Origin of the sequence: Noviherbaspirillum denitrificans (assembly GCF_002211445.1) — a bacterium.
Lineage (GTDB): Bacteria > Pseudomonadota > Gammaproteobacteria > Burkholderiales > Burkholderiaceae_D > Noviherbaspirillum > Noviherbaspirillum denitrificans.
In genome coordinates this window covers 2516909-2542613 of sequence record NZ_LSTO01000001.1, presented here as the reverse complement: position 1 = coordinate 2542613, position 25705 = coordinate 2516909, and the positions used below count along the sequence as shown (strand labels likewise).

The 25705-nt window shown below is 56.4% G+C and carries 17 protein-coding genes, 4 tRNA genes, 3 rRNA genes and 1 other RNA gene; 20 read left to right on the top strand and 5 right to left on the bottom strand.

What is annotated here, in order from left to right; translation table 11 throughout:
• Window positions 1–8 precede the first annotated feature (8 nt).
• The gene (locus AYR66_RS12420) at window positions 9–545 is read left to right on the top strand and encodes a phosphoribosyltransferase (RefSeq protein ID WP_088709781.1); all 537 of its coding nucleotides are present in this window, start codon (window positions 9–11) and stop codon (window positions 543–545) included.
• A gap of 182 nt (window positions 546–727) precedes the next feature.
• Here the strand turns inward: AYR66_RS12420 and AYR66_RS12415 are convergent.
• Window positions 728–814: transfer RNA gene (locus tag AYR66_RS12415), tRNA-Leu, on the bottom strand.
• Between the two features lie 156 nt (window positions 815–970).
• On the opposite strand from AYR66_RS12415, the gene rnr reads away from it, so the two are divergent.
• The 4 genes from rnr to AYR66_RS12395 all read left to right on the top strand — a co-directional run bounded on the left by rnr (window position 971) and on the right by AYR66_RS12395 (window position 5689).
• Window positions 971–3403 (top strand): ribonuclease R, encoded by a 2433-nt coding sequence (gene rnr / locus AYR66_RS12410; RefSeq protein WP_088707729.1) that lies wholly within the window; start codon window positions 971–973, stop codon window positions 3401–3403.
• Between the two features lie 3 nt (window positions 3404–3406).
• On the top strand, window positions 3407–4150 hold the full coding sequence (rlmB, locus tag AYR66_RS12405; RefSeq protein ID WP_088707728.1) for a 23S rRNA (guanosine(2251)-2'-O)-methyltransferase RlmB: 744 nt from the start codon (window positions 3407–3409) through the stop codon (window positions 4148–4150).
• An 82-nt stretch (window positions 4151–4232) separates the two neighbouring features.
• Window positions 4233–4985: a serine O-acetyltransferase gene (gene cysE / locus AYR66_RS12400; RefSeq protein WP_088707727.1), complete on the top strand. Its 753-nt coding sequence runs from the start codon at window positions 4233–4235 to the stop codon at window positions 4983–4985.
• Between the two features lie 11 nt (window positions 4986–4996).
• On the top strand, window positions 4997–5689 hold the full coding sequence (locus tag AYR66_RS12395) for a YceH family protein (protein ID WP_088709780.1): 693 nt from the start codon (window positions 4997–4999) through the stop codon (window positions 5687–5689).
• On the opposite strand, the gene AYR66_RS12390 is transcribed toward AYR66_RS12395, so the two are convergent.
• The 3 genes from AYR66_RS12390 to AYR66_RS12380 are packed head-to-tail and all read right to left on the bottom strand — an operon-like array spanning window position 5686 to window position 7616.
• The gene (locus AYR66_RS12390) at window positions 5686–6492 is read right to left on the bottom strand and encodes a UDP-2,3-diacylglucosamine diphosphatase (protein WP_088709779.1); all 807 of its coding nucleotides are present in this window, start codon (window positions 6490–6492) and stop codon (window positions 5686–5688) included. The genes AYR66_RS12395 and AYR66_RS12390 overlap by 4 nt on opposite strands.
• 32 nt (window positions 6493–6524) lie before the next feature.
• Complete coding sequence (locus tag AYR66_RS12385) at window positions 6525–7013, bottom strand: peptidylprolyl isomerase (protein WP_088707726.1); 489 nt, start codon at window positions 7011–7013, stop codon at window positions 6525–6527.
• Window positions 7014–7037: 24 nt separating this feature from the next.
• Window positions 7038–7616, bottom strand: coding sequence for a peptidylprolyl isomerase (locus AYR66_RS12380; protein ID WP_088707725.1), 579 nt, complete (start codon window positions 7614–7616; stop codon window positions 7038–7040).
• A 297-nt stretch (window positions 7617–7913) separates the two neighbouring features.
• Between AYR66_RS12380 and cysS the strand changes: the two genes are divergently transcribed.
• From cysS to AYR66_RS12320, 12 genes are all read left to right on the top strand, one after another.
• Window positions 7914–9305, top strand: a complete 1392-nt coding sequence (gene cysS / locus AYR66_RS12375; protein ID WP_088707724.1) for a cysteine--tRNA ligase — start codon at window positions 7914–7916, stop codon at window positions 9303–9305.
• 5 nt (window positions 9306–9310) lie between these two features.
• The gene (locus AYR66_RS12370; RefSeq protein ID WP_088707723.1) at window positions 9311–9961 is read left to right on the top strand and encodes a DNA-3-methyladenine glycosylase family protein; all 651 of its coding nucleotides are present in this window, start codon (window positions 9311–9313) and stop codon (window positions 9959–9961) included.
• Window positions 9962–9992: 31 nt separating this feature from the next.
• Window positions 9993–10967, top strand: a complete 975-nt coding sequence (locus tag AYR66_RS12365) for an acetyl-CoA carboxylase carboxyltransferase subunit alpha (protein ID WP_088707722.1) — start codon at window positions 9993–9995, stop codon at window positions 10965–10967.
• A 4-nt stretch (window positions 10968–10971) separates the two neighbouring features.
• Window positions 10972–12360: a tRNA lysidine(34) synthetase TilS gene (tilS, locus tag AYR66_RS12360; protein WP_088707721.1), complete on the top strand. Its 1389-nt coding sequence runs from the start codon at window positions 10972–10974 to the stop codon at window positions 12358–12360.
• Between the two features lie 146 nt (window positions 12361–12506).
• Window positions 12507–13757: an aspartate kinase gene (locus tag AYR66_RS12355; protein ID WP_088707720.1), complete on the top strand. Its 1251-nt coding sequence runs from the start codon at window positions 12507–12509 to the stop codon at window positions 13755–13757.
• A gap of 101 nt (window positions 13758–13858) precedes the next feature.
• Window positions 13859–13952 (top strand) — tRNA-Ser (locus AYR66_RS12350).
• A gap of 518 nt (window positions 13953–14470) precedes the next feature.
• Window positions 14471–16001 (top strand): 16S ribosomal RNA (locus tag AYR66_RS12345).
• Window positions 16002–16064: 63 nt separating this feature from the next.
• Window positions 16065–16141: transfer RNA gene (locus tag AYR66_RS12340), tRNA-Val, on the top strand.
• A gap of 39 nt (window positions 16142–16180) precedes the next feature.
• Window positions 16181–16256, top strand: a tRNA-Gly gene (locus AYR66_RS12335).
• 259 nt (window positions 16257–16515) lie between these two features.
• A 23S ribosomal RNA gene (locus AYR66_RS12330) occupies window positions 16516–19390 on the top strand.
• A 148-nt stretch (window positions 19391–19538) separates the two neighbouring features.
• Window positions 19539–19651, top strand: a 5S ribosomal RNA gene (rrf, locus tag AYR66_RS12325).
• The 16S, 23S and 5S rRNA genes sit together here with 2 tRNA genes alongside, the layout of an rRNA operon.
• A 173-nt stretch (window positions 19652–19824) precedes the next feature.
• Window positions 19825–20433: a hydrolase gene (locus AYR66_RS12320; protein WP_088707719.1), complete on the top strand. Its 609-nt coding sequence runs from the start codon at window positions 19825–19827 to the stop codon at window positions 20431–20433.
• A 95-nt stretch (window positions 20434–20528) separates the two neighbouring features.
• Here AYR66_RS12320 and AYR66_RS12315 read toward each other — a convergent pair whose 3' ends face one another.
• A complete protein-coding gene (locus tag AYR66_RS12315; protein WP_088707718.1) occupies window positions 20529–21479 on the bottom strand; it encodes a transglycosylase SLT domain-containing protein in 951 nt (316 codons plus the stop codon).
• Window positions 21480–21951: 472 nt separating this feature from the next.
• Here AYR66_RS12315 and ubiD point away from each other — a divergent pair, with 472 nt between their 5' ends.
• The 3 genes from ubiD to AYR66_RS12300 all read left to right on the top strand — a co-directional run bounded on the left by ubiD (window position 21952) and on the right by AYR66_RS12300 (window position 25691).
• The gene (gene ubiD / locus AYR66_RS12310; protein ID WP_088707717.1) at window positions 21952–23436 is read left to right on the top strand and encodes a 4-hydroxy-3-polyprenylbenzoate decarboxylase; all 1485 of its coding nucleotides are present in this window, start codon (window positions 21952–21954) and stop codon (window positions 23434–23436) included.
• 69 nt (window positions 23437–23505) lie between these two features.
• Window positions 23506–23604: signal recognition particle sRNA small type (ffs, locus tag AYR66_RS12305), an RNA gene on the top strand.
• A 137-nt stretch (window positions 23605–23741) separates the two neighbouring features.
• Window positions 23742–25691, top strand: coding sequence for a DNA polymerase III subunit gamma/tau (locus AYR66_RS12300; RefSeq protein WP_088707716.1), 1950 nt, complete (start codon window positions 23742–23744; stop codon window positions 25689–25691).
• Window positions 25692–25705 lie beyond the last annotated feature (14 nt).

Sequence of the window (25705 nt, the reverse complement as noted above, 5' to 3'; positions counted from 1 at the left end):
ACAAGGCTATCGGCGTTTCCGACGACAAGGATCTCTGGGTTTCCTGGGATGATTACAACCGCGCAGTCGTTGGACTGGCGCGGATGGTGCACGACTCCGGCTGGCAGTTCGACCAAGTGCTCTGCCTGGCACGGGGTGGCCTGCGGCCGGGTGATATTTTTTCCCGGATCTTCGACGTGCCACTGGCAATCCTGTCTACCAGTTCGTATCGCGAGGATGCCGGAAAGACCCAGGGTTCGCTGGACATCGCCAAGCACATCACCATGACCAAGGGATCATTGGGCGGCAGGGTCCTGCTGCTGGACGACCTGGTCGATTCAGGCGTCACGCTGCAGCGCGTGCAGGGACACCTGAAGGAAAACTTCCCTGCGGTGACAGAGGTGCGTTCCGCTGTGATTTGGTGCAAGGCGTGTTCAGCAGTTCGTCCGGACTACCATTTCCAGTTCCTGTCGACGAATCCGTGGATCCATCAACCGTTCGAGGAATACGATAGTCTGCGACCCCATCAGCTGGCTGCATGGCTGAAGAAGGGCGAAGTCGGCTGAAGAGAACTTGCCGGTTGATCCAGACTCCAAACGGACTGGATTCGCCGGACGAGGATCGGAAAGTGAAACCCGTTGGCTGAGCCGGCGGGTTTTTTTATTTGGGGGGATGAAACATGAGGATCAAGCGATCAGTTTCGGATCGCACAAAAGGAAAAGGCCCGCCGAAGCGGGCCTTTGTAACCTGGTGCCCAGAAGAGGACTCGAACCTCCACAGTGTTGCCACCGCTAGGACCTGAACCTAGTGCGTCTACCAATTCCGCCATCTGGGCGATGCGAAAGACCAGAATTATAGCGGAAATATTCGATATGTCAAATTCCCCGCGCAGACTTTTATTGCAAGGGGGCGGGTGGGCAATGTGTTAGGTAAATACAACGTAGTCCGTTACACTAGCTCTGTCATGACAATAATGAACTGAAATACGCTTTTGAGCCAATATTCATACACCATTCCCAGCCGGGAGGAGATTCTCGGCATCCTGCGCACTGCGGCGACGCCCCAGGATGTGCAATCGCTCGCTACGGCTCTCGAAGTCAAACCGGAAGAAATGGACGGCCTCACGCGCCGCCTGAATGCGATGGAACGCGACGGACAGATCAAGCCGGGCCGCAATGGCGCCTATCAGCTCGCACACCAGCCGAATTTCATTGAGGGCCGCGTCAACGGCCACCGGGACGGCTACGGTTTCCTTGCCCCGGAGGACGGCAGCGAGGACATTTTTCTTCCTGAGAAAGAGATGCAGAAGGTCCTGCATGGCGACCGCGTGCAGATCCGTATCTCCGGAACCGACAGGCGCGGCAGGCCCGAGGGCATGATCGTTGAAGTACTTGAGCGCGCCAATACCCATGTAATCGGACGCCTGCTCAACGAAAACGGTGTCTGGATCGTCGCCCCGGAAGACAAGCGTATCGGACAGGACATTCTGTTGACTGGATCTCCAGGAAAGGCGAAGACGGGGCAGGTTGTCAGTGTCGAGCTTGTCGAGCAGCCTTCACGTTATACACAGCCAGTCGGCAAGATCGTCGAGGTTCTGGGCGATATCGATGACCCTGGCATGGAAATCGAGATCGCCGTGCGCAAGTACGGTGTGCCGCACGAGTTTTCGGAAGCGGCAAAAAAAGTCGCCGCTAAATTGCCCAGCGAAGTTCGTGCCGCAGACCTCGCCGACCGTGTCGACCTGCGTGATATTCCGCTTGTCACCATCGACGGCGAAGACGCACGCGATTTCGATGATGCTGTCTATTGCGAGCCCGTGAAGATCGGCCGTTCCAAGGCGTTCCGCCTGATCGTTGCGATTGCCGACGTCAGCCACTACGTGATGCCGGGCGACGCGCTTGATGATGACGCGCTCGAGCGAAGCACCTCGGTCTATTTTCCACGCCGGGTCATTCCGATGCTGCCGGAGAAACTGTCCAACGGACTGTGTTCGTTGAACCCTGCGGTGGACCGATTGACGCTGGTCTGTGATGCCGTCATCACCGCAAAGGGCGAGATCAAGGCTTACCAGTTTTATCCGGCTGTAATGCACTCGGCCGCGCGGCTGACCTATACCGAAGTGGCCGCCATCCTCGCCAACACGAAGGGGACGGAAGCGGTCAAGCGGCAGCAGCTGGTGCCGCACCTTTTGAACCTGTATGACGTCTTCAAGGCCTTGCTGAAGGCGCGACAGGAGCGCGGTGCGATCGACTTCGAAACCACCGAAACCTATATCGTCTGCAACGCCGCAGGCAAGATCGAACAGATCCTCCCGCGCACCCGCAACGACGCGCATCGCCTGATAGAGGAGTGCATGCTGGCAGCCAATGTGTGTGCGGCCGACCTGCTCGCGCGTCACAAGCATCCGGGCGTCTACCGCGTACACGCTGCACCATCCAAGGAAAAGCTGAACCAGGTGCGCACCTTCCTCAAGCAGATGGGACTGACCCTGGGCGGCGGCGATTCGCCGACGGCGTCGGATTACGCCGAGCTGATCCCGAAAATCAAGCTGCGGCCCGACGCTGTCCTGTTGCAGACAATGCTGCTGCGTTCCATGCAGCAGGCGGTCTACAGTCCGGACAACATTGGCCATTTTGGCCTGGCATACGAGGCCTATGCCCACTTCACCAGCCCCATTCGCCGCTATCCCGATCTACTCACGCATCGGGCGATCAAGGCGATCTTGCATGGCAAGCGCTACGTACCGAAGGACGTCGACACCAGCCAGCTGAACACCATGCTGTCGCCTGCAGCGCGCAGGATGGCAGCACAGGACAAGGCGGAGGGCAAGAAGCGGAAGGAAGGCGATCTCGCCATCTGGGAAGCACTCGGCATCCACTGTTCGGCGAACGAACGACGCGCAGATGAGGCGTCTCGCGATGTGGAGGCTTGGCTGAAGTGCTACTTCATCCGAGACAAGCTGGGTGAAGAGTTCACCGGTACCATTTCGGGTGTCGCGCCTTTCGGGATTTTCGTGCAACTCGATACGCTGTTCATCGAAGGTCTTGTACATGTGACGGAGCTGGGGGCGGATTATTTTCAGTATGATGAGGTGCGCCACGAACTGCGCGGTGAACGCACTGGCATCCGATATCAGCTCACGGACCGTGTGACCGTGCAGGTCAGCCGCGTCGACCTCGACGCGCGCAAGATCGACCTTCGCCTGGTGAATACGCCGGACATACGGACGGTGCTGAAAAACGAAGCACGTCGCGCCGAGGCAGAACCCGTGCGGGAAAAGAAAGCGAAGCCGAAGGCCAAGGCTGCGCCGCCCCGTAAGGCAGCAACAGGAAAGACGGCAAAAGGCAAGGGCACGCGTACCGCACCGGCAAAAACATCACGCACCTCCAAGGCGCGCGCAAAGCCAGGCAAAAAGAAAAGATAAGACATGAAACACAAACTGTTATTCGGCTTCCATGCCGTGACGGCGCGCTTGCGCCATGACGCGTCGTCTGTGGAAGAAATTTATATCGACGCTGCCCGGACTGATCGCCGCATGCAGGAGTTGCTGCGGGCCGCCGAAGCCGCCAAGGTTCGTATCATCCATGTGGAAGGTGGCCGCCTTGACGGCATGGCCGGCACGCGCCGGCATCAGGGCGTTGTAGCCAAGGCGGGGGAAATGTCCCTTGCACGCAATCTCGACGAACTCCTCGATGCGATTTCCGGTCCGCCCTTGCTGTTGATCCTCGACGGTGTGACCGATCCCCACAACCTCGGCGCCTGTCTACGCGTTGCCGACGGTGCGGGTGCCCATGCTGTGATAGCGCCCAAGGACAGGGCCGTGGGCCTAAATGCCACTGCGGCGAAGGTGGCCAGCGGAGCCGCCGATACCGTGCCCTACATTACGGTAACCAATCTCGCTCGCACCATGCGGGATTTGAAAGAGCGCGACATCTGGCTGACAGGCACCACCGACGATGCTGAAAAGACGCTGTACGACGCGGATTTCGCCGTTCCGACGGCACTCGTCATGGGCTCTGAAGGCGAAGGTATGCGCCGCCTCACACGCGAGAATTGCGATGTGCTGGTTCGCATTCCAATGGAGGGGGCGGTCGAAAGCCTGAACGTGTCCGTTGCATCGGGCGTCTGCCTGTATGAAGCGCGGCGTCAGCGGATGATGGTCGTCAAGTGAATCCCGTCTGCCGCCGTCTTGCGTAGGCAAGCAGGGTGCAACGGGTTAACATTACGGCTTCACGCAACCAATCCTGTCCCCTATGTTCAGCCGCATCCGCGAAGACATCGCCAGCATCATTGATCGTGATCCGGCCGCGCGCACCGGCTGGGAAGTGCTGACCTGCTATCCCGGGCTGCACGCAATCGTGATGCACCGTTGGGCGCACTGGTGCTGGATGCGCGGACTCAAATGGCTGGGGCGTTTCATCTCCCATGTCGCACGTGGGCTAACAGGTATTGAAATCCATCCAGGCGCTACGGTTGGCCGGCGCGTCTTCATCGATCACGGGTTCGGCGTCGTCATTGGTGAAACGGCCGAAGTCGGCGACGATTGCACGATTTATCAGGGTGTGACCCTGGGCGGCACATCGCTGAGCAAGGGGGCAAAACGCCATCCCACGCTCGGACGCGGGGCAATCATCGGTGCGGGCGCCAAGGTCCTCGGGGGCTTCACGGTGGGGGAGGGGGCCAAGGTCGGCTCGAATGCCGTGGTGGTCAAGGAAGTGCCGCCGGGAGCGACCGCTGTCGGCAATCCTGCCCACATCGTCCAGAAGGATGCTGGCAAGCAGCGCGAGGAGGCTGCTGCGCGCGTATTTGCCGCGTATGGCGTCACGCTCAGTGGCGACGAAGATCCTCTTTCCACTGCGCTGCACAAGCTTATCGACCACGCCGTATCGCAGGAACAGCAGATGCAGAAGATCGTTGCTGCCTTGCAGGCGGCCGGGGTGGGCTGCGAAGACCTGCCGTCAAAAGACAAATTCGACGCCGAACAACTCAACAAACTAGTCGAATGAAGGATGCCATCATGACTGAATCCGTATCGAATGAATCTGGCGCGGCATCGGCTGGGGGTGACATCCTGCTGGATGTCGTGGAAGTGCGGGTCTTGGGTGTGCTGGCCGAAAAGGAAGCGCTGACACCCGACAATTACCCGCTGTCCCTCAATGCCCTTACCAACGGTTGCAACCAACTGACGAGCCGTGATCCCGTAATGTCCGTCACGGAGGATGCGGTTCTCGATGCACTGCAGCGTCTTGCGCAGAAAAAGTTTGTATCGGAGGTAAGGCAAGCCGGTGCGCGTGTCTCGAAATACGAGCACCGCATGCGCATGAAATGGTCACTCGAACAGGATAAGCTCGCAGTCCTGGTCATGCTGATGCTCCGGGGTGTACAGACGGCGGGGGAAATTCGCTCGCGAAGCGGTCGTGTACATGATTTCACCTCAGTGGCCGATGTGGAAACAGGATTGCAATTCCTGATCGACAAATATCCGCCGCTGGTGGCGCGTCTTCCACGTGCTCCGGGCGAGAAAGAGGTGCGCTACATGCACCTGCTTAGCGGAGACCAGGTGCCGGAGCGTGCAGCAGATGTCTCTGCATCGGTAGCAGGTGGGCGGCAGGATCGCATCGCGGAACTGGAATCGGAAGTGGCTCGCCTGCGTGCAGAAGTGGAGCGCCTGAGCGAGCAGTTCGACAGTTTCCGCAAGCAGTTCGATTAGTTGCGAAGGATGGGCGCGGATATCTCCGCGCCGTCTACGTCATACCGCTTCACGCCGCCGTTTGCCTGCAAGGCGAGCCATCCGCCTCGCGGTTTTCCTGAGTCGCAGTCCCAATCGGGCAATACGTGGCGAACAAATATCTTTCCGTCGTCCTCAGCAATATGGGTAGCCGGGCGATGTGTGTGGCCATGAATCATGACCGATGCACCCGTGCTTTCAAACAGCGCAGTAATTGCCGCAGGATTGACATCCATGATCTCGTACGACTTCGCCTTTTGCGCTTCGCGGCTCCCGGTACGCATGCCTTCGATCAAAGCCTTGCGCTTGGATAGTGGCTGTGCGAGGAATTGCGCCTGCCATTCAGGCTGCCGCACTTGGGCGCGGAACGTCATGTAAGCGTGGTCATCCGTGCATTGCGCGTCGCCGTGTGCAAGGACAGTCCTGGTGCCTCCAATTTCTTCTACATGCGGGTCGTCAAGCAGCGTGACACCTGCCTTGACGGCAAATTCCCGGCCAACAAGAAAATCACGATTGCCGGCAACCCAGAACACGGCAACCCCAGCCTCATTGACGTCGCGCAGCGCGCGCGCAATGCTGCTGTGATACGGCGCTTCGAGGTCATCGTCGCCCGCCCAGTATTCGAACAGGTCACCAAGCAGGTACAGGCGTGGCGCGGCTTTGGCCGGTCGCGAGAGGAAGTCGAGGAATGCCTTCGTCGTGCGGGGCAGCGATTCGTGCAGGTGCACGTCCGAAACAAAAAGCGCAACCGTTTCGGATTGCGCTTCCTGGTTTTGTGCAGGCATGTGCTGCTCTTGCATGGTTACTGAAGTGATACTCAGACCACTTCTGCTTTCTCGATGACGACGTTCTCAACCGGCACGTCGGCATGCATGCCGGTACGGGTGGTTTTGACGGACTTGATCTTGTCGACAACGTCGGTGCCTTCCACTACCTTGCCGAACACGCAGTAGCCCCAGCCATCCTGGCCCGGATAATCGAGGAAGCTGTTGTTCTTCACGTTGATGAAGAATTGGGCAGAGGCGGAATGCGGTGCCGAGGTGCGAGCCATGGCAATGGTGTACGGCTCGTTCTTCAGTCCGTTCTTCGCTTCGTTCTCGATCGGGTCGTTGGTGGGCTTTTGTTTCATGCCCGCCTCGAAACCGCCGCCCTGGATCATGAAACCGTCGATGACGCGGTGGAAGATGGTGCCGTTGTAGTGGCCCGACTGCACATAGGCGAGGAAGTTGGCGACGGTCTTCGGAGCCTTCTCTGCGTCGAGTTCCAGCTTGATGGTGCCGTGGTTGGTGGTGAGGATGACTGCCATGGTAGTCCTTCTAAAGAGGGTGAGTTATTTGACGACCGTCGCGGATTCGATGACGACGGGTTTGGTCGGAACGTCGCGAAACATGCCGCTGCCGCCGGTTTCGACTGCCTTGATCTTGTCGACGACCTCGGTGCCTTTGATGACCTTGCCGAACACGGCGTAACCCCAGCCGTCCTGTCCCGGGTAGTCGAGGAAGCTGTTGTTCTTCACGTTGATGAAAAACTGTGCCGATGCCGAGTGCGGCGCCGAGGTGCGTGCCATTGCAACGCTGTAGGGTTCATTCTTGAGGCCGTTCTTCGCCTCATTCTCGATCGGTGCGCGCGTGGGCTTCTGGTTCATGTCCTTGTCAAAACCGCCACCCTGGATCATAAAGTTATTGATTACGCGATGGAAAATCGTGCCATTGTAGTGACCGCTCTTCACGTACTGCAAAAAGTTGTCGACCGACTTGGGCGCTTTCTCCGGGTAGAGTTCCAGCACGATTTCACCCATGCTGGTCTTGAGCGAGACTTGCGGTGCATCGGCTGCCATTGCGCCTGGCAGTGCCGAACTCAGGAAGAGGGCGGCGGCCAGATGAATGGCGTGTCGGCGGGTGATTTGCATTCCAGTATCCTTTCCTCTTTACAGGCGAATGTCGATTGTGTATCTTCCGTGGCCCCTTGCCGCTCGGCAGCCGACAGGATTGTGGCAATTCGCACTATCCGCTCCAGCTTTGACCGTGCGGGTCAGGAAGGCGGTTTCATCAATGTTATACTGAGGCGAAACCGTGCATTTTATCAAAATAAGCATGACAAAAGGGTTTCGGCAGCCCCATTGCATCGCGCCACGCGCGGCCTTCTGCGAGACATTCGATTGTCTACGCGAACCAGGCCATTTCAAGCCGAAACGGAAAAACCGCCCATGACTGCACTTAAGATCTATAACACGCTCGCGCGTGAAAAGCAGACTTTTGTCCCCATGCAAGCCGGCAAGGTCCGGATGTATGTATGCGGAATGACTGTGTACGACTACTGCCATCTCGGGCACGCACGTGTCATGGTGGTCTTTGACATGGTGCAGCGGTGGTTGCGCGCGTCGGGTCTGGATGTGACTTACGTCCGTAACATCACGGACATCGACGACAAGATCATCAAGCGCGCCGTCGAAAACGGCGAATCCATTTCGCAACTGACGAATCGCTTTATCCATGCAATGGATGAAGACGCCGCGGCCCTCGGCGTGCAGAAACCCGACCATGAGCCTCGCGCAACGCAGTACGTCCCCCAGATGCTGGGCCTTATTGAAAAGCTGGAACGCAACGGCCTAGCCTACAAGGCGAAGGACGGCGACGTCAATTACTCTGTTCGCGATTTTCCCAGCTACGGCCGTCTTTCTGGCAAGTCGCTGGATGATTTGCGCGCCGGCGAGCGTGTCGAACTGAATACCGGCAAGCGCGATCCCCTCGACTTTGTCCTCTGGAAGGCGGCGAAGGAGTCCGAACCCGAGGAGGTCAAATGGGAATCACAGTGGGGCAAGGGGCGCCCGGGCTGGCATATCGAGTGTTCTGCAATGGGCTGCGAATTGCTTGGTGATCAGTTCGATATCCACGGCGGCGGCGAGGACCTGCAGTTCCCTCACCATGAGAATGAAATCGCTCAATCTGAAGGCGCGAACGGACACACTTTCGTCAACTACTGGATGCACAACGGCTTTATTCGTGTTGACAACGAAAAGATGTCGAAGTCGCTGGGCAATTTCTTTACCATTCGTGACGTGCTCAAGAAGTACGATCCGGAAGTAGTCCGCTTCTTCATCCTGCGTGCGCATTACCGCAGCCCGCTCAACTATTCCGACGTGCATCTCGACGATGCCAAGCATGCACTGACCCGACTCTATACCGCGTTGAAGGAAGTGGAGCCGGACCGTCTTCCGTTTGACTGGAATGAATCGCATGCCGCTCGCTTTGCCGACGCCATGAACGATGACTTCAACACGCCGGTGGCTGTCTCTGTCCTGTTTGACCTAGCCAACGAAGTGAACAAGACGAAGTCCCCGGCGCTCGCGCGTCAGCTGAAGGCGCTGGCAAGCGTAATTGCCTTGCTGCAGCGCTCTCCACAGGAATTCCTGCAGGCCGGCCCGGCCGAAGGCGGCGCACTGGGCGAAGCAGAGATTCTCGCGCAGATCGATGCGCGCGCCGCCGCCAAGAAAGCAAAGGATTTCGCGTCAGCCGACCGCATCCGCGCCGAGCTCCTCGCCAGCGGCATTGTCCTGGAGGACAAACCCGGCGGCTTGACCGAGTGGCGAAGGGCGTAAGTCGCATGACTGCAATTCGTCAATCCGCTTCAGTCATCAGCGTGCCTGCGTATTGGCACGACGCCAAGGAAGAGCTCATGAAGCGCGATCGCATCATGCGCAAGCTCATTCCCCAGTTCGGAGACATGCAGTTGGTCGGCAAAAGCGAAGCATTCACAACACTTGCACGCTCGATTGTCAGCCAGCAGATTTCCGTAAAGGCAGCAGAAGCAGTCTGGCAGCGCTTCATCGACGTGTGTCCGAAGTGCACCCCGGCACAAGTGCTGAAGGCAGGCCCGGAGGCGCTTGCTGCATGCGGCTTGTCAAAAAGAAAAGCTGAATATGTGCTCGACTTAGCCGATCATTTCAAGGCCAAGCGCGTCCATGCGGACAAATGGGCGGAGATGGACGACGAAGAGGTCATCTCCGAGCTGATCCAGATCCGCGGAATCGGCCGCTGGACAGCGGAGATGTTTTTGATATTTAATCTGCTCCGGCCGAACATCTTGCCTTTGGACGATCTGGGATTGCTCAAAGGCATCAGCGTCAATTATTTTTCCGGCGAACCCGTATCCCGTAGCGATGTCCGGGAAGTCGCCGCCAACTGGGAGCCGTGGCGTACCGTCGCGACATGGTATCTATGGCGCAGCCTCGATTCCGCGCCGGTAGTTTACTGAACTCCATCTCGTGTTGATATAAGGAGGCACGATGAGCAAAACAACTTTTCTCGGGTTCGAGCAACCCATCGCCGAACTTGAAGGAAAAATCGAAGAACTGCGTTTCGTGCAGGATGATTCCGCAGTCGACATCTCCGAAGAGATCGAACGTCTCGCCAAAAAAAGCCAGCAGCTGACCAAGGACATCTACGCCAAGCTGACACCCTGGCAAGTGTCGCAGATCGCGCGGCATCCGCAACGGCCCTACACGATGGACTACGTGAATGAAATCTTCACGGATTTCCACGAACTTCACGGCGACCGTACTTATGCGGACGACTTGTCCATCATCGGTGGCCTTGCCCGTTTTAATGGCCAGCCCTGCATGGTCATCGGACACCAGAAGGGCCGCGACACGAAGGAGCGTGCCATGCGCAACTTCGGCATGCCGAAGCCGGAAGGCTATCGCAAAGCCATGCGGTTGATGAAGCTGGCCGAAAAGTTCGGCCTGCCTATCTTCACGTTTGTCGATACCCCAGGCGCATTTCCGGGTATTGACGCGGAAGAGCGCGGACAATCCGAAGCGATCGGCCACAACCTGTACGTGATGGCTGAACTGAAGGTGCCGTTGATTGCGACCATCATCGGTGAGGGCGGTTCGGGCGGCGCGCTTGCGATTGCCGTCGGTGACGCCGTGCTGATGCTGCAGTACGCCACCTATTCCGTCATTTCCCCTGAAGGCTGTGCCTCCATCCTCTGGAAGACCTCCGAGCGTGCCGCAGATGCGGCAGATGCGTTGGGCCTGACGGCGCATCGCCTCAAGGCAATGAACCTGATCGACAAGATTGTCAATGAGCCCCTCGGTGGCGCCCATCGCGACCCCAAGCAGATGGCGGCAATGTTGAAGCGTGCGCTTGCCGACTCGCTGCGGCAGCTGCAGGGCCTGAAGCCGAAGGAGCTGATTGCCGCTCGCCACGAAAAGCTTATGGGCTACGGCAAGTTCAAGGAAATCAATTCGCCGGAATAATGCTGTGACAAACCGGCAGGCAGCGTCTATCGAGGGCGCTTTTGAACGCGCGCTCGGAGAAATCCTGGCGCGCGTTTCTGCGTCTGCGCCGCGCTTTGCTGTTGCCTACAGCGGAGGGTTGGACTCGGCCGTGCTCCTGCACCTGGCGTCTTCGTACGCGCGCGTCCATGGCATTGAGCTGATTGCCTTTCACGTTCACCATGGATTGAGCAACAATGCCGATGCATGGCTCGCTCATTGTGAGCGGGGGTGTGCCGCACTAGGTGTCAGTTTCGATGCGCGGCGCGTTTCGGTAGAGTCAGTGGACCGCCACGGGCTGGAGCAGGCGGCCCGGACAAGCCGCTATCGGGCATTGGGAGATTTGAGCCGTCTCCATGGCGTCCATGTTCTGTTGACTGCGCATCATCTGGACGACCAGGCTGAAACCGTGCTTCTTCAATTGTTGCGAGGTTCCGGTCTGCCGGGCTTGTCAGGTATGGCTTTCTGTGGAGGTGCGCCTGCTTTGCTCGGCTTCGACACGCCTTTGCTAGCGAGGCCCTTGCTGGAACGGTCCCGTGCAGAGCTGGAAGCGTTTGCTGTGCGCCACGGCATCTCTCATATTGTGGACGAATCCAACGAAGACTTGCGGTACGCGCGCAACGCAATACGTCATGCAGTGACCCCGGTTCTTAATGAATATTTTCCGGGGTATCAGCATCGGCTATCTCGCGTTGCCGCACATGCGCAATCTGCACAGCGCTTGCTCGATGAGCTGGCTGCGATGGATTGGCAATCCTGTAGCGCCGGCAGTCAGCTCGATTTATCTTGCTTCGCAGTGCTCAGCCAGGACCGACAATACAATTTGCTGCGCTACTGGCTCTCCCAGAATGGGATGCGCATGCCGTCAACGGCTTGGCTGTTCGAAATGCGCACCCAGCTACTTTGCGCAAGCAAAGACGCGCAGGTGAGAGTTGTTCATCCCCAGTGTGAAGTGCACACGTATCGAGGCAGGGCATATCTCGTCAGTCACATGCCACTGCCGATCGAAACTGCCAAAGTGCAGGCCTTCCGGTGGCAGGGGCAAGGGCGCATTCCCTTTCCAGCATTCGGAGGTGAGTTGTATTTTGAGGGGGCTGCTGAAGGTGTGTCCAGCGAGTGGCTCATGGCGCAGTTACTGGAGATCCGCCATCGCCAAGGTGGGGAGAAGCTCAAGCTGTCGCCTGGTCGGCCGACCCGCAGTTTGAAGCACCATTATCAAGACTTGAATATTCCCGCCTGGGAGCGGCAACGTCTGCCTGTGGTGTTCGCAGGAGGCCGTCTCGTCTTTGCCGCCGGCATCGGGATGAGCCATCTGAGTCATCTCAAAAATCCCGGCAGTTTGATCCAAATGCATTGGGTGAATGACATTAAATGATGCTTTGCAATATTTTTATCGGCTTTTAACTTCTAAAACCCGCTTTTCGTCGGCTGCCTACTTGCCTTCCGGCGTTGCGGCCTGTAAAGTAAAGGGTTGATTTTTATCAAAAATTTCTTCCTTCCTTTGCGCAACTTCTCATCCGTATGGCTTTAATCGTCCACAAATACGGCGGCACTTCGATGGGCTCGACCGAGCGCATCAAGAACGTCGCCAAGCGCGTCGCCAAGTGGCATGACGCCGGTCACCAGATCGTCGTGGTGCCCTCCGCAATGTCCGGCGAGACCAACCGCCTTATCGCCCTGGCAAAGGACATCATGCCTCAGCCGGACCCGCGCGAACTTGACATGCTGGCCTCTACCGGCGAGCAGGTTTCCGTTGCGCTGCTGTCCATGGCGCTGCAAACGATCGGCAAGCAGGCTGTGTCGTATGCAGGCTGGCAGGTGCCGATCAAGACCGACTCCGCCTACACCAAAGCGCGTATCCAGTCGATCGATGATGTTCGTGTGCGCAAGGATCTCTCCGAAGGGAAAATTGTGATCATCACCGGCTTCCAAGGCGTGGACGATCTCGGCAATATTACGACGCTTGGTCGTGGCGGTTCCGACACCTCGGCAGTGGCTGTTGCTGCAGCGCTGAAGGCGGCAGAATGTCTGATCTACACCGACGTTGATGGCGTGTATACGACAGATCCGCGTGTCGTTTCGGAGGCGCGTCGCCTGAAGACCGTTACGTTCGAAGAGATGCTCGAGCTCGCCTCGCTTGGCTCGAAAGTCCTGCAGATTCGCTCGGTCGAATTTGCCGGCAACTACAAGGTGCCGACTCGCGTCCTGTCGTCGCTGACCGATCCGCTGATGCCGCTGGAAGAAGAAGCCAATTCCGGCACCCTGATTTCGTTTGAGGAAGATACACACATGGAACAAGCCGTCATTTCCGGTATCGCGTTCAATCGCGACGAAGCGAAGATCACCGTGTTGGGCGTGCCCGACAAGCCGGGTATCGCTTACCAGATTCTGGGCCCGGTCGCCGACGCCAACATCGAAGTCGACATGATCATCCAAAATCAGTCCGTTGACGGCAAGACCGACTTCACCTTTACTGTGCCGCGCGGTGAGTATGTGAAGGCAATGGAAGTGCTCAACAAGAGCGTCAAGGAGCATATCGGCGCTGCCAGCATCATTGGCGACTCCAAGGTTTCCAAGGTATCTGTCGTTGGTGTTGGCATGCGTAGCCATGTTGGTATCGCATCGCAGATGTTCCGCACACTGTCGGAAGAGGGCATCAACATTCAGATGATTTCCACCTCCGAAATCAAGATTTCCGTGTTGATCGACGAGAAATACATGGAACTGGCAGTTCGAGCGCTGCATAAGGCGTTCGACTTGGAAAAAGCTTGATTGTTGTCGATTCGCAAGCAGAGTTTCGTTGACCAAGTGCGCATGAGCAGCTATCATGCGTGACTTCACTGAAGCGGGGATTTGATCCCCGCTTTATGTGTGGAGACGTGGCCGAGAGGTCGAAGGCACTTCCCTGCTAAGGAAGCATATGGGCTTAAACCTGTATCGAGGGTTCGAATCCCTCCGTCTCCGCCAAGGATGAGAGTTGTAGAACGCTTCATGAGAGGCCTCCAACTTGGAGGCCTTTTTGTTGTCGGCGATCTTGTGGCATGAGTGCTGATGGTGTGTGAATTTTTTTGTGCATGTATTTTCGGTCAATGATCGAAGCGCGAAAAAAACATTGCGTAGTGCCGGATGCTTTGCTATAGTTCGTCTCCCGTCGCGAAACGCGAAACGAAAAGTTCTCGAAAACGAGGGCTGATGCGTCAAGTAACGTAACGGGCTCTGATCCAGTTAAGCCGCTATCAATCACAACGCTTTGACAGTGGTGCGCGACAGTAAAAGTGCGCGGGATGAGTGTGTTCTTTAAAAAATAACAGCCGATAAGTGTGGGCGCTTGGTGGGGTTGCGGCGCTGGGGTTACTCAGCGCAATAACTTAAAACATTAAGTGCTCACAAAAAAATATAGGTAAGAGTCGCAAGATAATTACCTGTCAGTATTTTGAGTGAGCGACGGTTCTTCGGAACCTGCCAGAGATGGCACAACAGAGATTGAACTGAAGAGTTTGATCCTGGCTCAGATTGAACGCTGGCGGCATGCCTTACACATGCAAGTCGAACGGCAGCGCGGGCTTCGGCCTGGCGGCGAGTGGCGAACGGGTGAGTAACATATCGGAACGTGCCTTAGAGTGGGGGATAACCAGTCGAAAGACTGGCTAATACCGCATACGATCTACGGATGAAAGTGGGGGATCGCAAGACCTCATGCTCTTAGAGCGGCCGATATCTGATTAGCTAGTTGGTGGGGTAAAGGCCTACCAAGGCGACGATCAGTAGCTGGTCTGAGAGGACGACCAGCCACACTGGGACTGAGACACGGCCCAGACTCCTACGGGAGGCAGCAGTGGGGAATTTTGGACAATGGGGGCAACCCTGATCCAGCAATGCCGCGTGTGTGAAGAAGGCCTTCGGGTTGTAAAGCACTTTTGTTCGGAAAGAAATCGTCCTGGTTAATACCTGGGATGGATGACGGTACCGGAAGAATAAGCACCGGCTAACTACGTGCCAGCAGCCGCGGTAATACGTAGGGTGCAAGCGTTAATCGGAATTACTGGGCGTAAAGCGTGCGCAGGCGGTTGTGCAAGACAGATGTGAAATCCCCGGGCTTAACCTGGGAACTGCATTTGTGACTGCACGGCTAGAGTGTGTCAGAGGGGGGTAGAATTCCACGTGTAGCAGTGAAATGCGTAGATATGTGGAGGAATACCGATGGCGAAGGCAGCCCCCTGGGATAACACTGACGCTCATGCACGAAAGCGTGGGGAGCAAACAGGATTAGATACCCTGGTAGTCCACGCCCTAAACGATGTCAACTAGTTGTCGGGGATTAATTTCCTTGGTAACGCAGCTAACGCGTGAAGTTGACCGCCTGGGGAGTACGGTCGCAAGATTAAAACTCAAAGGAATTGACGGGGACCCGCACAAGCGGTGGATGATGTGGATTAATTCGATGCAACGCGAAAAACCTTACCTACCCTTGACATGGTCGGAATCCTGGGGAGATCTGGGAGTGCTCGAAAGAGAACCGGCGCACAGGTGCTGCATGGCTGTCGTCAGCTCGTGTCGTGAGATGTTGGGTTAAGTCCCGCAACGAGCGCAACCCTTGTCATTAGTTGCTACGAAAGGGCACTCTAATGAGACTGCCGGTGACAAACCGGAGGAAGGTGGGGATGACGTCAAGTCCTCATGGCCCTTATGGGTAGGGCTTCACACGTCATACAATGGTACATACAGAGGGCTGCCAACCCGCGAGGGGGAGCTAATCCCAGAAAGTGTATCGTAGTCCGGATTGTAGTCTGCAACTCGACTGCATGAAGTTGGAATCGCTAGTAATCGCGGATCAGCATGCCGCGGTGAATACGTTCCCGGGTCTTGTACACACCGCCCGTCACACCATGGGAGCGGGTTTTACCAGAAGTAGGTAGCCTAACCGCAAGGAGGGCGCTTACCACGGTAGGATTCGTGACTGGGGTGAAGTCGTAACAAGGTAGCCGTATCGGAAGGTGCGGCTGGATCACCTCCTTTCTAGAGTTCGCACGAACGTCAAGCGTTCACACTTATCGGTCTGTTCCTAGAACAGCAAGAAGCAGGTCTGTAGCTCAGCTGGTTAGAGCACTACCTTGACATGGTAGGGGTCGTTGGTTCGAGTCCAATCAGACCTACCACTTCTTAAATAAACATCAAACCTGAGTTGACCGCACAGCGCGGGAATAGCTCAGTTGGTAGAGCGCAACCTTGCCAAGGTTGAGGTCGAGAGTTCGAGACTCTTTTCCCGCTCCATCAATTCAGGTTTGATCGTTTATTGATCAATGGCTGTTTCAGTTCTTTAACAATCTGGAAGAAGTAGTAAAGATTTATCAGTTGGAGCTGATGCGTTGTGATGACGTGTTGGTTGCGACTGGTGGGTTGTGATTGTCATCAATCATATTAAGTATGAAAGAGTTCTCGTGGTGGTGAAAACTGCGCGAGTAGTCTGGAATACGGCACGCAAACTCAAAAGCTCTATAACGGATCCTGGAAGCAGGAGCCAACGTTATAGGGACAAGCGACTAAGTGCACATGGTGGATGCCTTGGCGATATCAGGCGATGAAGGACGTAGTAGCTTGCGATAAGCTGCGGGGAGCCAGCAAACAGGCTTTGATCCGCAGATTTCCGAATGGGGAAACCCGGCCTTTTAGGTCATCCCGTACTGAATACATAGGTACGTGGAAGCGAACGCGGCGAACTGAAACATCTAAGTAGCTGCAGGAAAAGAAATCAACCGAGATTCCCAAAGTAGTGGCGAGCGAAATGGGACCAGCCTGCAAGATTTAGCAGTATTGATAGCAAGACGCTCTGGAAAGTGCGGCCATAGAGGGTGATAGCCCCGTATGCGAAATCAGTATTGTGGAACTAGGCTTGCGACAAGTAGGGCGGGACACGTGAAATCCTGTCTGAAGATGGGGGGACCATCCTCCAAGGCTAAATACTCGATATCGACCGATAGTGAACCAGTACCGTGAGGGAAAGGCGAAAAGAACCCCGGAAGGGGAGTGAAATAGAACCTGAAACCGTGTGCATACAAACAGTAGGAGCCTCGCAAGGGGTGACTGCGTACCTTTTGTATAATGGGTCAGCGACTTACATTCAGTGGCGAGGTTAACCGCATAGGGAAGCCGTAGAGAAATCGAGTCCGAATAGGGCGTTCAGTCGCTGGGTGTAGACCCGAAACCAGATGATCTACCCATGGCCAGGATGAAGGTGCCGTAACAGGTACTGGAGGTCCGAACCCACTAGTGTTGAAAAACTAGGGGATGAGCTGTGGGTAGGGGTGAAAGGCTAAACAAATCTGGAAATAGCTGGTTCTCTCCGAAAACTATTTAGGTAGTGCCTCAAGTATCACCACCGGGGGTAGAGCACTGTTATGGCTAGGGGGTCATCGCGACTTACCAAACCATTGCAAACTCCGAATACCGGTGAGTGCGAGCTTGGGAGACAGACGCCGGGTGCTAACGTCCGACGTCAAGAGGGAAACAACCCAGACCGCCAGCTAAGGTCCCAAAGATTGGCTAAGTGGAAAACGAAGTGGGAAGGCTAAAACAGTCAGGAGGTTGGCTTAGAAGCAGCCATCCTTTAAAGAAAGCGTAATAGCTCACTGATCGAGTCGTCCTGCGCGGAAGATGTAACGGGGCTAAGCCAGTCACCGAAGCTGCGGATATCCGCAAGGATATGGTAGGAGAGCGTTCTGTAAGCCTGCGAAGGTGTCTTGTAAAGGATGCTGGAGGTATCAGAAGTGCGAATGCTGACATGAGTAGCGATAATGCGGGTGAAAGGCCCGCACGCCGTAAGCCCAAGGTTTCCTGTTCAACGTTCATCGGAGCAGGGTGAGTCGGCCCCTAAGGCGAGGCAGAGATGCGTAGCTGATGGGAAGCAGGTTAATATTCCTGCACCGTCGTTAGATGCGATGGGGGGACGGATCGCGGAAGGTTGTCCGGGTGTTGGATGTCCCGGTTCCTGTACTAGAGAAGGCGCTTAGGCAAATCCGGGCGCGTGATTCAAGGGTATGGGACGAGCGGCTTTATGCCGCGAAGCAATCGGAAGTGGTTCCAAGAAAAGCCTCTAAGCTTCAGTCTAACGAGACCGTACCGCAAACCGACACAGGTGGGCGAGATGAGTATTCTAAGGCGCTTGAGAGAACTCGGGAGAAGGAACTCGGCAAATTGGTACCGTAACTTCGGGATAAGGTACGCCCTTGTAGCTTGACTGGCCTGCGCCAGGAGGGTGAAGGGGTTGCAATAAACTGGTGGCTGCGACTGTTTAATAAAAACACAGCACTCTGCAAACACGAAAGTGGACGTATAGGGTGTGACGCCTGCCCGGTGCTGGAAGATTAAATGATGGGGTGCAAGCTCTTGATTGAAGTCCCAGTAAACGGCGGCCGTAACTATAACGGTCCTAAGGTAGCGAAATTCCTTGTCGGGTAAGTTCCGACCTGCACGAATGGCGTAACGATGGCCACACTGTCTCCTCCCGAGACTCAGCGAAGTTGAAGTGTTTGTGATGATGCAATCTACCCGCGGCTAGACGGAAAGACCCCATGAACCTTTACTGTAGCTTTGCATTGGACTTTGAACCAATCTGTGTAGGATAGGTGGGAGGCTTTGAAGTGGTGACGCTAGTTGCCATGGAGCCGTCCTTGAAATACCACCCTGGTTTGTTTGAGGTTCTAACCTTGGCCCGTTATCCGGGTCGGGGACAGTGCATGGTAGGCAGTTTGACTGGGGCGGTCTCCTCCCAAAGTGTAACGGAGGAGTTCGAAGGTACGCTAGGTACGGTCGGACATCGTGCTAATAGTGCAATGGCATAAGCGTGCTTAACTGCGAGACTGACAAGTCGAGCAGGTACGAAAGTAGGACATAGTGATCCGGTGGTTCTGTATGGAAGGGCCATCGCTCAACGGATAAAAGGTACTCTGGGGATAACAGGCTGATTCCTCCCAAGAGTTCATATCGACGGGGGAGTTTGGCACCTCGATGTCGGCTCATCACATCCTGGGGCTGTAGCCGGTCCCAAGGGTATGGCTGTTCGCCATTTAAAGTGGTACGTGAGCTGGGTTTAAAACGTCGTGAGACAGTTTGGTCCCTATCTGCCGTGGGCGTTGGAAGTTTGAGGGGGGCTGCTCCTAGTACGAGAGGACCGGAGTGGACGAACCTCTGGTGTACCGGTTGTCACGCCAGTGGCATTGCCGGGTAGCTAAGTTCGGAAGAGATAACCGCTGAAAGCATCTAAGCGGGAAACTTGCCTCAAGATGAGACTTCCCGGAGACTTGATCTCCCTGAAGGGTCGTTCGAGACCAGGACGTTGATAGGTCAGGTGTGGAAGCGCAGTAATGCGTTAAGCTAACTGATACTAATTGCCCGTGCGGCTTGTCCCTATAACCTTGGTAGTTATAGACAAGAGTGTGTGCCCGATTGAGCATCACACCCGCCAAATATATATGTAGTACCCCTAACTGCTTCTTCTGGATTGGATTGAACGTACGCGCCAGCAACAACGGCGATACGCGCAATCGACAAGTTATGCCTGATGACCATAGCGAGTTGGTACCACCCCTTCCCATCCCGAACAGGACCGTGAAACGACTCTGCGCCGATGATAGTGCTGCAACCAGTGTGAAAGTAGGTTATCGTCAGGCTTGTTATATGCATAAGCCCCAGCTCATCCGAGTTGGGGCTTTTTGCTTTGGGCGCCAGAAAATTCAGTTCTGATTGTCGCCATCTGGAACGAATTCGGCATGCCGACACATCTTTTTTGCGCGCGGAATATACTGCTTGAACGTGAAATCAGCGGTGACTAAAAGGCTAATTGATGGGTGGAAAGCAACTCGACATGTTCATGAAGCCTAGTGGGCGGACGGCAATCGTTACTGCATCAGGCTTTGTGCTGGATCTGAACAGTCCGGATGCATCTGGTCTGCCCGTCGAGGACGTGGCCAGGGCGCTTGCATATCAGCCGCGCTGGTGTGGTGCGACAAAGAAGTTTTATTCGGTTGCAGAGCACAGCGTTATGGTTTCACGCCTTGTGCCGGAGGAGTCTGCATATGACGCGCTTTGGCACGATGCGATCGAGTTTATTCAGGGGGACTGGCCGTCTCCGTTAAAAGTCTATTTGGGCAAGGAAAGCGTCAACCGAAAGCTTGAGCCAATTGAGCGTGAACTCGCACGGCACTTTGGATTTGAGCTGCATGTTCCTGTCGTAAAGGAATTCGACCTTGTCGCTATGGCTACGGAGGTTCGTGATTTGCTGCCTCCGGCCTGGATGGATTGGGGGCATTTGCCGGAACCCGCATTTCCTCATATTGAACCGGTCGGCCCCGAACAGGCATTCGACTTGTTTATCCAGCGCTATGATGAGATCAAGCATCTAAGGCGGTCGGCCTCGGAGCGCTCTAAGTTGCGCCGCGATGTACGGCGATGAGCATTAGTGCGACGCAACGCACTTTACGACCGGCAAAGTAAAAATCCCCATCCAGTTTTGCCTGGATGGGGATCGGAGATTTTGAACCGAATGAATTACAGGGCAGCAGGATGATCGGCCTGGGCCAGTGGTTGTCCCGGCGTTCTACTGCTTGCTTCTTCGATTGCATCGGACTTGCGTTCTTGCTGTCGTGACTTCGGTGCGGAGGAGCTCACGGAAGTCGAGTAGACCGGAACCTTCTTGCCCATAGCGACTTCCTTGAGGCGCTGATACTCGGCGAGCACCTTCGCACCGTACCCTGCATCAGAATCTGCAGCGCCAGCTCCAACGTACAGCTTCAGTCCAGCTTCGACGGAGCCGCCACGCGACACATAGTCCTTGAGTATCAAGGAGCCGACCTTGATGTTGGCGATCGGGTTCAGTGCTGCCTTGACGCCACCCAGCTCTTCAAACTTGTCTCGATGCACCTTTGACATCACTTGCATGAGTCCTTGTGCGCCTACCGGGCTTTCTGCAAACGGGTTGAAGCGGGATTCAATCGCCATTACAGAGAGAATAAGCAAAGGATCGAGCTTGATTTCCTTTGCGGTCAAGTAAGCCGCGGATACCAGCATGTCGGTGGCGTCAGTCGCGACTCGGTAGCGCTTGGAAAGCCAGGCAGTCACCCACTGCTGCTGGCGGGCGCTTGCGACTGTGTTCTTTTCGTCAGTGCGAACTGCGGCGTTGGCTTTGACTGCGACACCTTGGCGGGCTTCCAATTGGGGCGGCATGTCGTCCATCATGCCTGCTACTTGCGGAAGGTCTTCGCCATCTTCCATTTCTTCCTGTGCGAAGGGGGAGAGTGCCTTAAGGTGGTCGGTAACCTCGGGTTTGACGAACATGATGCCCAGTGCAGCGATCGCGAGGATTCCTAGCACCATGAGGGCATGGTGGGCCGTGGTGATGAACCCGCTGATGGTGTCGCGGGCGACAACTGCCCATGCGGCAGACTGGCCTGTTTTTTTTCGGGGGCGCTCGGATAGCGCCCGGATGAATCGATTAAGCATGTGAACCTCCCTGAAACGTCGCGGCAAGCGAAGAGCCCACTACAGAGCCTTGTAGACGCTTGTGTTTGCCGTGAATCAGTTACATCGTCTGTCATAGCGTGCGGCGCAATCGACAAACGTCGGAATTGCCTGCTCGGGGCTGATGGCGCGAAGGGGCCGAAACAGCGACAGGCAACTTTTTTCGGGGATAAGGCAGACGCCTTTTGAAAACACTCCTTAAAATGTCATGCGGGACCCCGATCCCTGTGAGTAATGAGGATTCTCGTTGCGCAGCCATTCTTCCCCGGCCCGCTTCCTCATCAAGTTGGGCGAATTTTAGGGGGCTGTTTATATCGAGTCAATACTATAAAATCAAGTCTTTATTACTTTTAAATCTTGAAATCTCGCTGCGGCGCAACATTACATCAATAAAATCAATGACTTGGGCTTGAATTTTAAAAACAAAAGCCGGCGTTAAACTTTGTCAAAAATCATGAAATATTCCGATTTGCGGGATTTTATTTCCCAATTGCAACAATTGGGTGAATTAAAGCGAGTCAGGACTCCTGTGTCGCCATATCTGGAGATGACGGAAATCTGTGACCGTACCTTGCGCGCGGGCGGCCCAGCGATCATGTTCGAAAGCGTGAGCGGCCATTCGATCCCTGTTCTCGGCAACTTGTTCGGGACAACTAGGCGCGTTGCCCTTGGAATGGGGGCGGATGATATCAGCGAGCTACGGAAGATCGGGCATGTGCTATCGACGCTGAAGGAGCCGGAGCCGCCCAAGGGATTCAAGGACGTGCTCGGACTCGGATCAATGGTGAAATCCTTGTGGGACATGGCGCCAAGGGAGCATCGTTCGGCGCCGTGTCAGGACGTAGTGTGGGAGGGCGGTGACGTCGATCTGGCAAAGCTGCCGATCCAGCACTGCTGGCCTGGCGATGTGGCGCCTCTTATTACTTGGGGTCTGGTGGTGACGAAGGGACCGAACAAGAAGAGGCAAAATCTGGGTATCTACCGTCAGCAGGTCATTGGCCGAAACAAGGTCATCATGCGTTGGCTGGCTCACCGTGGCGGGGCGCTCGACTTCCGTGAGCACGGTATCGTCAACAAGGGCAAGCCGTATCCGATTGCGGTAGCGCTCGGTGCCGATCCGGCCACGATTTTGGGCGCGGTGACGCCGGTCCCCGACACGCTGTCCGAATACCAGTTTGCCGGTCTGTTGAGGGGAAGTCGAACCGACCTGGTCAAGGCGATCGGCAGTGAACTCCGTGTGCCTGCGTCGGCAGAGATTGTTTTGGAAGGGCATATCTATCCTGACCCGTCCCATCCGTCAGGATATGAGCATGCGCTCGAGGGGCCATACGGTGACCACACTGGGTACTACAATGAGCAGGATTGGTTCCCGGTGTTTACCATCGACCGGATTACCATGCGCCGCGATCCGATTTACCACTCCACTTACACGGGCAAGCCGCCTGATGAGCCTGCAGTGCTTGGCCTCGCGCTGAATGAGGTCTTTATTCCACTGCTGCAGAAGCAATTCCCCGAGATCACGGATTTCTATTTGCCGCCCGAAGGCTGCAGCTATCGCATGGCGGTGGTGCAAATGAAAAAATCCTATCCGGGGCATGCGAAGCGGGTGATGTTTGGCGTCTGGAGCTTTTTGCGGCAATTCATGTATACGAAGTTCATCGTCGTGGTGGATGACGATGTGAACGTGCGTGACTGGAAAGAGGTGATCTGGGCTATCACGACACGTGTGGATCCTATGCGGGACACGACGCTGGTCGACAACACACCGATCGACTACCTGGATTTCGCTTCGCCTGTGAGTGGATTGGGCAGCAAGATGGGTATCGATGCGACAAACAAGTGGCCGGGGGAAACCAGTCGTGAGTGGGGGCGGACCATCGAGATGACGCCAGAGGTGAAGGCAAGAGTCGACGGTATTTGGCAGGAGCTTGGGCTGTAATCAACTTTGATAATGGTCAACTGTGAAATTCAGGGGCGCGCCGCGGGTATTGCTGTTAGAATGACGATCGGCGGGCCCCTGCGCATTGCGGCGTGGTGAACCTGGTCAGGTCGGGAACGAAGCAGCCACAGCCATTCCCCGCAAGTGCCGTAGACAAGGCTCGCCCCTTCTTTTTCCCCCGTTTTCATTGCAGTATCGCGCTCCTTGCGCAGCGGATACTGCTTCTGCCGTCAATCGCTCAATCCCGGCTATAACTTGCAACAGGTCAGGTAAAATGCGACCTACACTTATCAGCCAGCGCAGCTATGTCCTATCAAGTTCTCGCCCGAAAGTATCGTCCCAAGAGCTTTGAAACGCTCGTCGGGCAGGAGCACGTCGTGCGGGCGCTCACGCATGCGCTGGAACAGCAACGTTTGCACCACGCCTATCTGTTTACAGGCACCCGTGGCGTCGGCAAGACGACCTTGTCGCGTATCCTCGCCAAGTCGCTCAATTGCGAAACCGGGATCACTGCGAAACCGTGCGGGACGTGCGAGGCATGCACGGCTATCGATGCCGGGCGCTTCGTCGACTACATCGAAATGGACGCTGCATCGAATCGCGGCGTCGATGAAATGGCGCAGTTGCTGGAGCAGGCGATTTACGCGCCCTCGAATGCGCGCTTCAAGGTCTACATGATCGACGAAGTCCACATGCTGACCAACCATGCGTTCAACTCCATGCTGAAGACGCTGGAGGAACCGCCGGAGCATGTGAAGTTCATCCTCGCGACTACCGATCCGCAAAAAATTCCGGTGACGGTGTTGTCGCGCTGCCTACAGTTCAACCTCAAGCAGATGCCGCCTGGGCATATCGTCGCGCATCTCGAAAACATCCTCGGTCAGGAAAGCATTGCTTACGACCCGCCGGCATTGCGCCTTCTCGCACAAGGCGCACACGGTTCGATGCGCGATGCGCTGTCGCTGACGGACCAGGCCATCGCTTATGCCGCCGGCAAGGTGACGCTTGAATCGGTGCAGGGGATGCTCGGGGCGCTTGACCAGTCCTACCTGATCCGTGTGCTTGATGCGCTTGCGGCGAAGGATGGGGCAGGATTGCTGACGGTCGCCGACGAGATGGCGACGCGCAGCCTTTCCTATAGTGCCGCGTTGCAGGATCTCGGCACGCTGTTGCACCGGATCGCGCTTGCGCAGACTGTGCCTGCGGCGCTGCCGGACGACGTGCCTGAGCGAGAGGACATCATTCGACTTGCCGGCTTGTTCGAGGCTGACGAAATCCAGCTGTATTACCAGATCGCTGTGCATGGCCGGAACGAACTTGGCCTCGCGCCCGACGAATATGCCGGCTTTTCCATGACGCTGTTGCGCATGCTTGCATTCCGTCCGGGTATTGGTGGCGCAGAAGCGAAGCCGGTTGCGCGTGCGCCGGTTCCCGCGGCAGCTCCGGCACCTGCTGCACGTCCTGCCGCGCCAGTTCAAGCGGCACCAGTTGCCGCGGCACCGTCACGTACGGCCGGCGCAATGAGCCCGGCACGTGCGGCGCTTGAAGCTGCGCGCAATGCGGGTAAGGCACCGTCTGCTCCGGTTGCGGCGCGTCCTGCGGCGCCCGCGCCGGTCCAGGCGCCCGTACATTCACCGGCTCCTGCTGCATCCGTTCCGCCCTGGGAAGACAATCCCCCGCCGCCGGCATCGGAATGGGGCGATTACGACTCTGCACCTCCGGCAGCGGCTCAAAAAAAAACTGAACTGAAACCGGTCGAGGATGCCTTCGGCGACACGGCAGTCGTCGAAGAAGAGGTGCCGGCAGCACCACCTCCCGAACCGCCTGCGCCACGGGTGAAGGCACTTCCGCCTACACCTGTTCCTTCGCTCAACTGGGATGGCGACTGGCCTGCATTGGCTGCATCCCTGTCTCTGCGCGGCGTCGTCCAGCAACTCGCACAACAGAGCGAGCTGCTGAAATGCGAGGATCAGGGCGAAGGTGTTTCCATCCACTTGCGTATCCCGCTCGATACGCTGCGTTCCGCAGGTTCCGTCGATAAACTTGCAGCCGCGCTCACCGAGCATTTTGGCAAGAACGCGCGCGTGAGCACGGAGATCGGCGCGGTGGAGCAAACCGCCAACGCGCAGGCAGTCGCCGATCGCGAAGCCCGTCTGCGCGAGGCCGAAGACAAACTTCAACGTGATCCATTTGTGCAGGCGATGATGCGTGAATTTGGCGCCACCATCGTGCCGGGATCGATCAAACCCATTTGACAAACAAGGAGTAC

Bases quoted from the DNA above. Each gene is read 5' to 3' on its own strand.
- rlmB (WP_088707728.1), top strand. From the start codon at position 3,407: ATGAAACACAAACTGTTATTCGGCTTCCATGCCGTGACGGCGCGCTTG.
- cysE (WP_088707727.1), top strand. From the start codon at position 4,233: ATGTTCAGCCGCATCCGCGAAGACATCGCCAGCATCATTGATCGTGAT.
- AYR66_RS12395 (WP_088709780.1), top strand. From the start codon at position 4,997: ATGACTGAATCCGTATCGAATGAATCTGGCGCGGCATCGGCTGGGGGT.
- AYR66_RS12390 (WP_088709779.1), bottom strand. From the start codon at position 6,492: ATGCCTGCACAAAACCAGGAAGCGCAATCCGAAACGGTTGCGCTTTTT.
- AYR66_RS12385 (WP_088707726.1), bottom strand. From the start codon at position 7,013: ATGGCAGTCATCCTCACCACCAACCACGGCACCATCAAGCTGGAACTC.
- AYR66_RS12380 (WP_088707725.1), bottom strand. From the start codon at position 7,616: ATGCAAATCACCCGCCGACACGCCATTCATCTGGCCGCCGCCCTCTTC.
- cysS (WP_088707724.1), top strand. From the start codon at position 7,914: ATGACTGCACTTAAGATCTATAACACGCTCGCGCGTGAAAAGCAGACT.
- AYR66_RS12370 (WP_088707723.1), top strand. From the start codon at position 9,311: ATGACTGCAATTCGTCAATCCGCTTCAGTCATCAGCGTGCCTGCGTAT.
- AYR66_RS12365 (WP_088707722.1), top strand. From the start codon at position 9,993: ATGAGCAAAACAACTTTTCTCGGGTTCGAGCAACCCATCGCCGAACTT.
- AYR66_RS12355 (WP_088707720.1), top strand. From the start codon at position 12,507: ATGGCTTTAATCGTCCACAAATACGGCGGCACTTCGATGGGCTCGACC.
- AYR66_RS12320 (WP_088707719.1), top strand. From the start codon at position 19,825: ATGGGTGGAAAGCAACTCGACATGTTCATGAAGCCTAGTGGGCGGACG.
- AYR66_RS12315 (WP_088707718.1), bottom strand. From the start codon at position 21,479: ATGCTTAATCGATTCATCCGGGCGCTATCCGAGCGCCCCCGAAAAAAA.
- ubiD (WP_088707717.1), top strand. From the start codon at position 21,952: ATGAAATATTCCGATTTGCGGGATTTTATTTCCCAATTGCAACAATTG.
- AYR66_RS12300 (WP_088707716.1), top strand. From the start codon at position 23,742: ATGTCCTATCAAGTTCTCGCCCGAAAGTATCGTCCCAAGAGCTTTGAA.